7 protein-coding genes are annotated in these 12800 nt (G+C 77.4%); all 7 read right to left on the bottom strand.

From position 1 onward, the window contains the following. Positions 1 to 23: 23 nt before the first annotated feature. The 7 genes from ACFVUY_RS22650 to lanL all read right to left on the bottom strand — a co-directional run bounded on the left by ACFVUY_RS22650 (position 24) and on the right by lanL (position 12651). Positions 24 to 1937: a TOMM precursor leader peptide-binding protein gene (locus ACFVUY_RS22650; RefSeq protein ID WP_387732479.1), complete on the bottom strand. Its 1914-nt coding sequence runs from the start codon at positions 1935 to 1937 to the stop codon at positions 24 to 26. Then, positions 1934 to 3646: a hypothetical protein gene (locus tag ACFVUY_RS22645; protein ID WP_387732477.1), complete on the bottom strand. Its 1713-nt coding sequence runs from the start codon at positions 3644 to 3646 to the stop codon at positions 1934 to 1936. The genes ACFVUY_RS22650 and ACFVUY_RS22645 overlap by 4 nt, the downstream gene beginning before the upstream one ends. Further along, positions 3643 to 4881: a hypothetical protein gene (locus ACFVUY_RS22640; protein ID WP_387732474.1), complete on the bottom strand. Its 1239-nt coding sequence runs from the start codon at positions 4879 to 4881 to the stop codon at positions 3643 to 3645. The genes ACFVUY_RS22645 and ACFVUY_RS22640 overlap by 4 nt, the downstream gene beginning before the upstream one ends. Continuing rightward, complete coding sequence (locus tag ACFVUY_RS22635) at positions 4874 to 7510, bottom strand: lantibiotic dehydratase (RefSeq protein WP_387732472.1); 2637 nt, start codon at positions 7508 to 7510, stop codon at positions 4874 to 4876. Before ACFVUY_RS22635 ends, ACFVUY_RS22640 begins: the two co-directional genes overlap by 8 nt. A 221-nt stretch (positions 7511 to 7731) precedes the next feature. After that, positions 7732 to 7905 (bottom strand): thiazolylpeptide-type bacteriocin, encoded by a 174-nt coding sequence (locus ACFVUY_RS22630; protein WP_387690256.1) that lies wholly within the window; start codon positions 7903 to 7905, stop codon positions 7732 to 7734. Between the two features lie 379 nt (positions 7906 to 8284). Continuing rightward, on the bottom strand, positions 8285 to 9541 hold the full coding sequence (locus ACFVUY_RS22625) for a serine hydrolase domain-containing protein (protein ID WP_387732469.1): 1257 nt from the start codon (positions 9539 to 9541) through the stop codon (positions 8285 to 8287). 527 nt (positions 9542 to 10068) lie between these two features. Continuing rightward, positions 10069 to 12651 (bottom strand): class IV lanthionine synthetase LanL, encoded by a 2583-nt coding sequence (gene lanL, locus ACFVUY_RS22620; protein ID WP_387732466.1) that lies wholly within the window; start codon positions 12649 to 12651, stop codon positions 10069 to 10071. Between the last annotated feature and the right edge of the window lie 149 nt (positions 12652 to 12800).

The following is a 12800-nucleotide window of genomic DNA, read 5'->3' as shown; positions in this document are numbered from 1 at the left end:
GGGGCGTGTCCGAAAGACACGCCCTAAGGGAACGGGTGCGGGTAGAGCGGGAGTTCGTCGTGGCGCAGCGGCGCGGTGGTGCGGCCGAGGCGGTACGGGACCTCCAGCAGGCGGGGCAGGCCCCGGGTGCGGCGGTTGGCGTGGCCGAAGGTCATCGGCAGCGTGCCGGGGACGACGACCTTGGCGCAGTGCAGGCCGAGCCGGTCGCGGACGCCGGGCTCGTCCTGGGTGACCACGAGGACCTCCAGGTCCTCCTCCGCCAGCCGGTTGACCGTCCGCTCCAGCAGGTCGGTGAGGTCGGTGACCGGTTCGGGGTCGCCGGGCCAGCGCTCGGTCCAGGGCACCGGTGGCGGGCCGGCGAACAGGAAGTCGAGGCGGGGCTGGGCCTCGGGCAGGGTGTTGAGGCCGACGTGGTCGTCCAGGGAGAGGACGAGCTCCGGGCGTTCCAGCATCGGCCGCAGCCGCTGCGGGTCGCGCGGCCCGCCCGGGGCGGCGGAGCGGTGGGGCGCCTCCTGGACGTTGGTGACCACCTCGGCGACGGCGGAGCGGATCGCCGTCCGGGGGTCGTGGTGGGCTCCGGCGGCCAGGAGGGTGCGCGGGGCGTCGGGGTGGTCGCCGCGGTGGCGGCAGAGGGCGATCACGGCGGGAACGCCGAGGTCGTTGGTGGCGTCGAGCAGGGTGAGGCGGTAGCCGAACAGCTCGGCCCGGTCGGCGAGTTCGGCGATCTGCGGGTCCTCGGTGGGGACGGCGACGCCGGGCAGCGGGGTGCGGGCGTACCAGGCCATCAGGAAGGCGTCGCGCTCGGCGACCTCGAACAGGCCGTAGAGCGCGGCCTCCTGGGGACTGTTGCCGAGTCCGCAGCCGTTCGAGGACTCGTAGACCACCCGGGGGCGGTCGCGGCCGGGAACCTCCCAGTAGGCGACGCGCTCCGGGACGGCGACCGGGCGGCGGCGGGTGAGCGACCAGCCGTGCACCCAGTCGAGGACCAGCTCGGGGGTGTACGGGGCGGTGGCCGGACTGGGGTGCCCCTGGTGGGCGTCGTCGGGCAGGCCGAGCCGGACCGGGTCGAGGACGGCTTCCGGGCCCAACTCGCCTGCCAGTTCGGCGAAGGAGGCGCGCAGGACGGTGCGGCGCCCGAGCGGCCGCATGCCCGCGTGCCGTTCCACCGCCTCGAACAGCGCGACCCGCTCGCTGGAGCGGAAGTCCTCGGCGCGCCCGTACCCGCCGTCGTCGAGCGCCCGGCCGTCGGTCACCCAGGCGGTGGTGAGGGCGAAGGCCGAGTCCTCAGTGCGGAACAGCCGGCGGACCGGGCCGAACCGCTCGTCGTACAGTTCGGCCCGCAACTGCCCGGCGTCGGTGCGGTCGTTGGGCCCGCGCAGGACGGCCGGGTCGGGCAGCGGGCGGGGGGTGGCGGGCAGCCGGGCGGCCTCGGGCGTGTCGGCGGGCAGCGGCCGGCAGACCTCGCAGCCGCCGACGGGGCGGACCCGGTGGGTGGACCAGGTGGCCCGGCCGCCGTGCACTATGTGGACGGTGGCGCCGTCGGCGCTCTCCGCGGCCTCGGGGCCGCCGGCGCCTTTCGCGGCCTCGGTGCCCTTGGCCAGCTCGGCGGCGAGCGCGGACACGGCCTCGGCGAAGGCCGGGGTGCCGGTGCCGCCCAGCGCCAGGGCCGGGCTCTGCCAGGGCACCCGGCCGCCGGCGGTGGCGAGCCGCTGGTACTCGACGCAGGCGAGGCAGGCCGGTGCGCCGGGGGCGAGCACCGGCCCGACCACGGTCAGCGCGCCGTCCTCGCGCACCGGCACCAGGCGTACGGGGTGTGCCAGGGCGTGCCGGCTGAGCCGGGCGGCCAGGCCCAGGGTCCATTCGGCGAGGTGGACGACGGCGGTGCCGCTCGTGGCGGCCAGTGCCTCGACCGGGGTCAGGACCGGCAACTCGCTCATGGGCGGCCTCCTTCGGCTGTGAGGGCCGTGAAGCCGCAGCCGTCCAGGGCGTCGGCGAACGGGCGGGCCTCGGGGGTGGCGGGCTGCCAGCGGGCGGTGCGCAGACCGGTGATCCGGACCAGGGCGGCCTGCAGGTCCGTTTCCCGGTCGGCGATGTCGGCGAGCCAGCGGTCGGCCCAGCCCAGGTCGGTCCAGGCCGCCGGGGTCCGGCCGGCGGCGGCGAGCGGGGCGGCGGCGCCGGACAGGACGGTGTGGTGGACGGCGGCGAGGCCGGCGTCCCGGGCCATCAACCGGGTGAGGGCGGCCAGTGCGGCGTGGGCGGCGGCGTCGGCGGGCGCGCCCTCGACCGCCCTGCCCTCCTCCACCTGCGCCAGGTACACCGACTCACCGGAGAGCTGACGAACCGTCAGAACCGGTGCTCGGCCGAGCCGGCGGGCCAGGACGCCGTACCAGTGCCCGGCCTGCGGGTGGTCCCGCCAGGCGGACTCGGGCACCGCCCGCTCCCCCCGCACCGCCCGGTCGTCCGGGAGCGGCCCGTCGCCCCGCGCCGCCCGGGCGAGCACGGCGCGGCGCAGGGCCAGGCCGAGGGCGTGGTCCGGGTCGACTCCGACCACCGGCACGGCTCCCCCGCCCACCGCCGCCAGGTGCAGTTCGGCGGACCGGCAGGCGGCGGCCAGCCGGGCGAGGTCCGTCCGCACGGCCCCGGCCGCCAGCGGGCCGGCGGGGGTGGCGCAGGAGACCAGGGCCACGGGCAGCTGCGGGAGGTCGCCCGCGGAGGGTGCGTCCAGCACACCCAGCCGGGGGTCACCGAGGGCGTTCACCCGGCGCAGCGCCTCGGCGAGGCTCCCGGGCGGCGCGGCGACGGCCCCGGGGCCCGCCGCCCACGGGTGGTGCTCGGCGTGCGGCGGAGCGGCGTCGGCGATCAGGACGGTGGGGCGCCCGTCGAGCAGCCGCGGATCGTCGGCCGGCTCGCCCGGGTCCGGCAGACCCGCGACGGCGCAGAGCAGCCGCTGGGCGCCGGCCGCGGCGAGCAGCGCGAGGAGCACGGGCGGCGGGTCCGCAGCGGGGGCGGGTTCCAGCCGGGCGGTGAGCGCCGCCGCGTCCGTCCGGGCCCGGGCCGGGTCGGCGGGCTCGGTGACGAAGCCGCCGTCCGCACCGCACTGCACCGCGACCGCCAGTTCCGTTCCCGCCGGACCGGCCGCCGTGGCCACCACCCGGCCGGCGGGCAGCCCGGGCTCGGCGACCACCGCCGGAGCCGCCGTCCCGCCCCGGGCCAAGGCGCGCGCCACCGCGCGGGCCGACAGGCCGTCCGGGTCCGCGGCGGCCACCACCGGGCGGGCGGCCGCCAGGGCCGCCTCCGCACCGCCGGGGTCGTCCGCCACCGCGCCCGGCCAGGGCGGCAGTCGGACCCCGTCCGGGTGGTCCACGAGCAGGCCGTGCTCGCGCAGCCGGGCGGTGACGGTGGCCAGCGCGGCCGCCACCCTCGGCTCGACGGCCGCGTCGACGGCCTCCGCGTCGACGGCCGCGTCGACGGCCTCCGCCTGCGGCCCGAGCCGGGCGGCGAGCACCTGCCAGAGCGCCGGGAGCGCCCGGCTGCCCTCCAGGGTGACGCTGCTCTCGCGCCCGCGCAGGTGCAGCCCTTCGCGCAGCGGCGTCACCGCCACTCCGGGGCGCAAGCGGGGCCGAACGGCGTCCGGTTCGGCCGTCATGCCGCCCCCTCCAGTTCGGTGCGCTCCGCGCCGCCCGTCGCCACCGCGGCGCCCGACTGCTCCGCGGCGCCCGTCGCCACCGCGCCGCCCTGCTCCTCCGCGGCGCCGAGGAGCGCCTGCCAGCGGTGCCCGGTCAGCTCGGGCACGCTGCGCACCAGCAGGTGGGCGGCCAGGTAGCGCTCCATCGGGCGGACGTCGCAGATCGCGAGCAGCCGGTACAGGCCGTTGGTGCCGGCCCGGTTGATCAGGTAGTCGGGACGGTGCCACATCCTGCCGTCGGGGTCGGAGCGCTGCAGCAGTCGGTGGAACTCGCTGTAGCGGGTACGCAGTTCGGCGTTCCAGCGCTCGGCGGTGGCCGGGTCGCCGAGGGCCTCGGCGCGCTCCCGGTACTCGGCGTGGCGGCCGCCGAGGTCGGCGCCGGCCGACAGCCGCCGCTCGGCCAGGCTCCAGGCGGTCGCCGACCAGTGCGCCCAGTCCCGTTCCCAGTCGCGGGCGCCGCCGTCGGCGATCCGGCCGACCAGCGCGGTGACCGCCCGGCCGCTCTGCTCCCAGCGGCGCTCGAAGGCGGCCCGCAGGCTGCCGTCCGGGTCCTCGTGGACCAGGAAGTCCTCCAGGTGCGAGAGCACCGAGTAGTGCGCGCCGACCAGCCCGTCCGGGTGCGCGGTGGCGTGGGTCGCGAGCGCCGTCACGACCAGCTGCACCCGCGCCTGCGCGGTGTCGCCGTGCGCGCCGAGGAAGTGGCAGGCCGAGTCGAGGGCGGGCAGGCCGGTCCGCAGCAACTCCTCGCGCAGCTCGGCGGATTCGGCGCCGATCAGCGCCCGCAGGGCTTCCTCGGCGGACCGGTCGACGGGCGCCGCCACGACGGTGTTGTCCGGCACCAGCGGCGCGTACGGCGGCGCGATCAGCTCCGCGCGTCCGGCGACGGCGGCCTCGGCGAGCAGTTCCTCGTCCGACCGGTCGGCCACGGACGGGTGCGCGGCCGACCACGCCCGCAGCGCCTCGGCGGCCCGCTGCGCCGCCCCGGCCACCCGTGCCTCCGGGCCGCACAGCCGAAGCCGCAGGTGCGGTCCGAACCGCCAGTGCCGCTCGACGTGGGCGGCCAGCCCCTCGGCCGCCGCCTGCCGGGCCAGCGGCAGGACGGCTTCGCGCAGCGCGCGGGCCTTGTCGGGCCGGTAGTGGTACAGGACCACGTCCCAGGCGGTCACGGCTCCTCGGCCGTCGGCCGGGTCACTCATCGGGCGCCTCCTCGGCGATGGCGGTGCGGACGGATTCGAAGGCGCCCGCCGGCGGGCTGCCCCGGCCGGGCCGGTACGTCTCCACCACGAGTTCCACGGCCCGGGTCGGCTCCGGCTGCCCCGCGATGGCCGGGAGGGCCTCCTCCAGGACCGCGCCGTGCGGGTGCCGGGTGAGCCATTTGGCGAGGTGGCGCAGGTGCAGCGGGTTGCCGAGGTCGACGGGCTGCGGCTTGGGGGCTCGCAGGTGGGCCACGAAGGCGTCGCCGGGCGTGCCCGTGGGGTCGGCCGCGGCCGGTGCGGGGTGGAGGAAGAGCTGCTCGGGCAGGTCGAGCCGGGCCCGCCAGCGGGCGACGGCCGCGGCCGGAACCCCGTCGGGGCCCGGGTCGGCGGCGAGGTCGGCCCGCAGGGCGTCGAGCACTCCGGCCGGCAGGAGCCAGCGGCGGCGGGCGAGGACGACGTGCCGGTGGCGCAGCCGCGGGGTGCGCAGCACGCTGCCGCCGGGCGCGGCGAGGGTGGTGCGCGGCAGCAGCGGCCGGAAGTCGACGACCCCCTCGGGGTGGTCGTTGAGCAGCGGGCCGAGCCGCTGGGGCAGCATGACCGGTGCGAGGAAGCCCAGGTAGAGGACGTCGAGCAGCTCGTCGGTGGTGCGCAGCCGCAGCCGGAGCTGGTCGTCGACCGGGTCGTGCACGAGGTCGAGGTCGGACTCGGCGAGGCTGGTCCACTGCCGGTCGGGGCCGATCTCGTCGGCGAGCAGCCGCGGGTGCAGGTTGGCGTTGAACCCGCCGACCGGCCGGATCTGGGCGGCGCGGGCGCCGGCGCCGAGTCCGGACCGCAGCTGCCGGGCGACCTCGGTGGCGGCCTGCGGGGCCAGGCCGTCGAGGAAGCGGCTGGTGAAGCGCCCCCAGCCGCCGTAGACGTGGTTGACGCACAACAGGCCGTCCGCGGAGCCGCGTTGGACGAACCAGGAGTAGCTGAGCGGGCGGACCGCGGTCCAGTGGGGCAGTCGGGCGGCCAGGGCGCGGATCCGCTCGGCGGGGAGTACGAGTTCGCCGTCCTGCTCCGGCAGCTTCGCGAACTCCTCGCGCAGCGCGGCCAGTTCGCCCGGGGGTTTCGGATCCGCCCAGGAGTCCGCCAGGTCGGCAGCGAAGTCCCAGGGGGCGTCGCACACCCCGCCGACGCCGTAGCGGGCGACGAAGCGGTCCCGGGCCGCCCGTCGCATCAGGTGGGCGTGGTCGAACAGCTCGGCGAACGCGGTGAGTTCGGCGAGCGCCGCCCGGTCGGCCGCGCCCGGCCGGGGCTGCGGCGGAGCCGGCGCGTGGACGTCCTCGCTGAGGACGCTGAGCGGCGCGGCCTCCTGCGGCACCGGCCGGCCTGCGTCGGCCAGCAGCCGCCGCCAGTGCTCGGCGAGGACGGCCAGCAGTGCGGGACGGTGCGCGCCCGGGATCATGGCCAACTCGGCGGTCTGCCGTTCGAGTTGCTCGATCCGGTGGGCCAGCTCGGCGTCCTGCGGCCACTGCCGGAGCCACCCGGCGAGGCTGCGGAGCGGGTGCCGGTCCTGCGGGTCGACCGGTTCGCTGGGCACCAGCAGCCGGGCTGTGACGAGCTGGTCCACGAAGCGGTGCGCGGCCGGGTCGTCGCCCGGCCGCCCGAGGGCCTCGGCGAGCCCGGCGGCGAGCCGGTCCGGCGGGGCCGGGGTGGCCGCGAGCGAGGTGAGCAGGGACAGTTCGGGCCGGGCGGCGAGTTCGACCTCCTCCTCCCGGGTGACCAGGAAGCGCCCGCCCGCGAACAGTGCCTCCGCACGGGCATAGCGGGCCCGGCCGTCGGCGACCCGGGCCGCGCTGCTCATCCGGTGCGGCAGCGCGCGGCTGCGGCGGGGGTCGTCGAGCAGGGCCTGGACGAGCGCGGTGACCAGCGCCCGGTTCTCCCGGACGCAGGCGCGGGGCTCGCCCGCCGCGGCTTCGGCGTCCTCGGAGGACCAGCCGACGGCGGTGAACCAGGACAGCGGGCTGGTCTTGGCGGTGGCCCGCAGGGCGTGCCGCAGTACGGCCGCCTCCTCCTTGCGCGCCCGGCCGCGCGGTTCCCCGGTCGCGCCCGCCGTATTGGCCACCGCGCGCAGCAGGTCGGCGCTGCCGAGCGCGACGGCCCGGGTGAAGGCGGGCTCCCGGCAGATGTCCGCGAGGGCGGCCCGTTCGGCGGCGAGGGCGGGCGGGACGGCCTCGGCGAGCGCGTCCAGCAGCCGGGCCCGCAGCCGTCGCAACTCCAGCCACTCGGCGAGCCGTGGGATCCGGCCCGGCAGGTCGGCGAGCCGGTCGAGCAGCGCCGCCCGCGGCGTTCGCCCGTTGTGCAGGTCGCGGCGCAGCGGCAGCACGACCCTGCGGTGGAACTCCTCGTCGTGCCCGGCCCGGCCGGCGTACAGGTCGTCGCAGAGGGCCGGCCGCAGGGCCTCGGCGGCGGCCTCGGCGGCGGCGAGGTCGCGCAGCAGCGCCCGGGTGTGCGCCGTGGCGGCGGACTGGGCGGGCCGGGCGAGCACGGTGGAGCGCACCAGGGCGTGGCGCGCGGCGTACGCGGCCGGAGCCGGTACGGGGGCCGGAGCCCGGGCGTCCCGGGGCCGGGCGGCGCGGTCGGGCATGGGCGGTTCCCTCCGACGGGGCCTGGGGCGCGTCTCGTGGGACTGGTCGGTTCCGGCCGCAACGCCGCCGGCCCGTCCGGGTCCGCGCGACAGGTCCCGCGGACGCGCGGCAGGCGCTGTGGACGCGGGACGAACCCGGCGCGTCCGGTGGACGCGCCGGGTCCCTCCTGGAACCGTGGCCGCGGCCTCGAAGGGCCCGGCCGACGGGTTCGGGCTGTTCCTTACATGTCCTGCGGCTGCGCGCAGGAGGACGAGGCCTGGCAGGAACAAGAACCCCAGGAGGCGCCGTTCTCGGGCAGCGCGACGGTGTCGCGCAGCGAGGTGACGGTCAGCTCGCTGAGGTCGAGGTCCTGAAGGTCGAGGCTCTCGATGCGGGACGCGGTGATGTCGGACATGGCGTTCTCCCTCACGTTGGCAGGCCTGCCGGTCGAACCGGAAGACGGGCCTGCGATCAGATGTTGCGGGATGTGCCGGGCCCCCGTGGGTGCGCCGCCCGCGGGTCGCTCGGACCCGGGCTTCGCACCGCCCGACGGCGACTCTAGGCGGCGGGCGGCGGGCGGCGGTACGGGCCGCCGCCACCTTGGCCGGAGCCCGCGCCTGGTCGGCTCAATACCGTTTCCACTCAAGCGGAACCCCAGTCCTCACGGATCCCCCGCCCCATCGGCCGTGCGGTCCTGTGGAACGAGGACCCTGCCCGTCCACCGAGGCCGGGACCGCCGAGGAGTTCCTCGGACCATTCGCGTCACGCCTTGAGCGTGTTCCTGGCGCAGGACCCTAGGCGGTCCGGCCGGCGCAGGCCGCGGCGGTCACCAGGCTGGTGAAGGCGGCCTCGGAGGCGGGCAGTCCGGCGGGGTCGTACGGGTTGCGGGAGAGCACGACCTGGCGCCGCCCGGTGTCGTCGGCGAGCATGACGCTGCTGTAGCCGATGCTGTCGCCGCGGTGGCCCCAGAAGTCTCCGCACGGGGTGGGTGTGCGTTCCAGGCCGAGGCCGTAGTCGGCGCCGCGCCCGAGGCCCGTGGTGTGCTTCATCTCGGCGAGTTCGGCAGGCCCGAGGAGCCGTCCTCCGAGCAGGGCGGACATGAAGGCGGCGAGGTCGGCGGTGGTGGAGATGCCGGCGCCGGACGGGCCGGCGATGCTCGGGTTGAACAGCGTGACGTCCACCGGGCCGCCGGGCAGACTGACGTAGGCGCGGGTGTGGCGACCGGGGACGGCGGGGTCGTTCTCCGGCATGGTGGTCTCGCTCAGGCCGAGGGGCCGGATGATCCGACGGTCGACCTCCTGCTGCCAACTGCGGCCGGTGGTCTTCTCGATGAGCATGCCGAGCAGGATGTAGTCGGTGTTGGAGTAGTGCCAGTCCTGACCCGGCGGGAAGTACGCCGGGTGGGTTTCGGCGATGGCGACGAGTTCCGCCATCGTCCGCGACTTCCAGCGGTCGGTGCTGAGCCAGGTCCGGAACGTGGCGTCGTCGTCGTAGGCGAAGGCCGGGTCCGAGGTGTAGTTGTAGATGCCGCCGGTGTGGTTGAGCAGTTGGCGGATGCTGATGCCGGCGCCGTCGCGCACGACGCCGGGCAGGTGCTTCTCGACCGGGTCGTCCAGGCCGATCCGGTGCTCCGCGACGAGTTGGAGGACGACGGTGGCCACGAAGGTCTTGGTGGCGCTGCCGATCCGGAAGCGGTCTCGGGCCGCGGCGGGCTCGCCGGTGGTGAGGTCGGCGGTTCCGGCCGCGCCCTTCCAGAGGGTGCGGCCGGCCTCGCCCACCCGGCCGAGCGCGGCGGTGGCACCGCCCGGCGCCACCACGGCCCGCAGGCCGGCGTCCAGCGCCGCCCGGTCGACCCTCCGCGCCTGGTCCGCCGCCGCGCCGACGGCGGTCGCGCCGCCGGTGTCCTGCGCGTTCGCCGCCGGGGCCACGCCGGCCACCAGGCCCGCTCCTGCCAGCACGACCGCCGCCACCCGGACGGCCGACACCCGGCGCCGTCCGGTCGCCGGCCGCGCACCCGTGCGGCCGGCTCCGTCCATCGACGTCCCCACCATGGCAACCTCCGCGATCTCGACTGGAAGTCGTCTCCAACTCCCATCTGTTGTCTGCTAGTTGAAACTCTCCCAGCATTCCGGCGGCGGATCGTCGAACTCAGGTCCGACCCCTTCTCCCCACCAGGTCGCACCCCTCCGGCCGGATGGCTACGACCTGGGTAGGGGCCCGACCCCGACGGCCCCCGGAGACGCGCCCCGATCCCCTCGGGGGCGCCACCAACCGGACAGACGACTCCTATCGACCGCCCAGCCCGTCGAAGGGGCAGGCCTGGGCCGTTCGACAGCACGGCCATGTCGATGGCCCCCGGTCCGGGCCGGCGCCCTTGGTCGCAGTGGGCGCCGGGGCGTGAGAGGGCGCCCGACGGGGTGACGTCCGCGCGGGTCTCGCCGTCGCCGAGGAGGACCTTGGCGCCGTACGGGCTCGGCGGAGCCGCACGGAAGACATGACGGAACGTCATCACCACGGTCTCGTACGACCGGCCGGAATCAGGGCCCGACCGGACGGGACTCCGTCCGCCCGGGGCCGGTCAGTGCAGCGGCAGCAGTCCCGGCACCGGGCCGCCGCGCCGGGCGAGGCGGCGCAGGAAGGTGGTGACGCCGGGCGTGCCGACCGCCCAGGCCCGGGCCTCCGCGTCCGGTCGGCGGCCGGGCAGCAGCGGCCGGTCGGGCCGGCCGCCGGCCCGGGTGAGGATCAGGGCCGCCAGTTCCTCGGCGGCCGCCCAGTGCCGGGCCTCGCCGGTGACCATCGCGAGGTCGACGAAGAGGTCTCCGACGCCCGCGAGACCGCAGCAGCGGAACACCTGCGCGGTCCTCGGGGCGAGCGTCCGGCAGGTGTCGGCCGCCTCGGCGGCCAGGGCGATCAGCGCGTCGTCGCCGTCCCGCCGTCCGGCCTGGACCAGCAGGCTGCCGAGCCCGGCCAGGCCCCGGCACCAGGACAGGTAGCGGCGGGTCGCCCCGGGCGCGCGGGCGGCGGCGACGATGCGCGGGAGGTCGGCCGCGAGTGCGTCCACGATCTGCCGGGCGGCATGCCGGGACGCCTCGTCGGGCATCGCGAGCAGGAAGTGGGCGAGGCCCGCGCGGCCGTGGGCGAAGCCCTCGGCCAGGGCCGCGGTGCCGGGGTTGGGCTCCTCCCCGAGGTCGTCCAGTGACCGGCCGGCCAGGTCGGCGGCGCAGTCGGCCGCCGCCGCGCGGTGTGCCCCGGCCGCCGGGCCGAGGGCGGCGAGCAGCAGGTGCCCGGTGCCGATGCCGGCGGTGCCGCCGATCTGGTCCACGCCCGTCCCCTCGTACCGGCGGTGCCGCGGGGGCTCGGTGCCCAGCGCGGCGGCCGCCTCGGCGAGGAACAGGTCGACGCCCGAACGGCCCTGGTACAGCGAGCCGTCGAGGTGGTCGAGGGCCGGGTGGGCGGCCGTCCAGCGGGCCAGTTCGGCGGCGGCGGCCCGGGCATCCGGGCGCTCGGGGTGCTGGAGCAGTTCGAGGCCGAGGCCGGCCGCGCCGTCGTACAGCGAGAGCAGCGTCCGGGGGCGCTCCGCGCCGGGGTCGGCGGCGACCAGTTCGCGGGCCATCCGGACGCAGGTGGTGACGGTGTGGTCGAGGGCCCCGGCGAGGACGGCCCGCCGGGTCTGCGCGTTCCACCGGGCGTTCCCGGTGCGCCCGGCCGGCACGGACCCCTCCCGCAGCCGGGCCGCCGCGGCGGCGCGGTGTACCGGGTCGAAGCTCAGCAGGCCCTCGACCAGTACCGCCGCCGGGTGCCCGGGCTCCGGGAGGGCGGCGCGCAGGCAGGCCAGGGTGCGATCGCGGTTGGTCGCCGGGTCCTGGTCGATCACCACCGGGTCGAGGCCGGTGAGGGCGTGGTGCAGGGTGGCGCCCAGCGCGTAGTGGTCCTCGGTCGGGTCCTCGCCGGTGGCGCCCGGCAGGCCGTACCCGGCGGTGGCGCCCGGGGGGCGGTCGCCGGCCAGGGCGCTCACGCCGAAGTCGACCAGCGCGGGCCGGCCGTCCGGGTCGAGCACCACATTGGCGGGCTTGAGGTCGCAGACCACCACGCCGCGGGCGTGCACCGCGTCCAGCACGTGCAGCAGCCGGCGCGCCAGCGTCCACCAGTCCCGTCCGCCCGCTGTCCCGGCATCGGCACTGGCGTCGGCGTCGGCGTCGTACGGGCCGGCGGTGAGCACCTCGCGGCGCAGGTCGATCCGCCCGCGGGCGGCACTGACCAGGTACTCGTCGGTGCCGTGCCGGAAGTAGTCGACCAGTGCGGGCACGCCGGGGATCCCGGCCAGCGCGTCGAGCACCCGCCGCTCGTGCCGCAGCCGGCCGCGCGCGTCGGTGCCCGCGCCGTCCTCGGCGACGAAGGCCCGGGCCTGCTTGACCACCACCTCGCGCCCGGTGGCGAGTTCGACCGCGCGGTAGACGTGGCCGCTCGGCGCCCGGGTGATGCCGGCGGTGATCCGGTAGCGGCCGGCCCCGACCCGGGTGGTCGCCGGACGGGCGGGGGCGTCGGCCGCCTCGAAGGGGTCGTCCGCCCACGGCGGCCGACGGTAGCGGGCCGCGGCCAGTCCGGGGAACAGCGAGCCGTCCGGCCCCGCCATGCCGGCCTGCGCCTCGTCGTCGGTGACGCGGAACGGCCCGTAGCGGTAGTACACCGGGGCGTCGGGCCGGACGGGGCGGTCGCTCACCACGGCGGGGCCTTCCCGGCCGGCCAATGCCTGCGCCAACTCCAGCCCCAGGGAGCGGACTTCCTCCGGCCGGGGGTAGACCGTGACGGCCTTGCCGACGGCGGCCGCGCCGTGCCGGCCGCTGTTGAGTTCCCACAGTGCCGCGGCGCTCACCGCGAACTTCACGTCGCAGACACGGCCGAGCAGGATCGGGAGGACGGTGTCCAGCAGGTCCGCGAAGCCCTCCGGGCGGGCGGACAGGTGGAGTTTCCAGCCGTGGGCCAGCTCCGGCATCCGGGGGTCCGGGAGGTACCACCACTGGCCGTCGGTGCGCAGCGGGCGGTGCGGGCCGGGCGCCCGGGCGGCCAGTTCCTCGGCCCGGCGCCGCAGTTGCTCCTGCCCCAGGACCGCCGCGGACTGTCCCAGGACCGCGGCGGAGCCGGGGTCGGGCGGTGTGCTCATCGTTCCGTCCTTTGCCCGGTCCGCCGTGGTCCGTCGTGCCTCGGGATCCGAAGGGATCAGGAGTTGAACTCACAGGGGAAGTTGGTCGGGACGTAGGTCACCCACACGTCGTCGATGCAGGCCACGGGGGTGAGGTCGGCGTCGAGCTC

The sequence above is a fragment of the Kitasatospora sp. NPDC058063 genome (assembly GCF_042885395.1).
In the GTDB taxonomy this organism is placed as follows: Bacteria; Actinomycetota; Actinomycetes; order Streptomycetales; family Streptomycetaceae; genus Kitasatospora; species Kitasatospora lactacystinica.
This window is presented reverse-complemented; position numbering and strand designations above follow the sequence as displayed.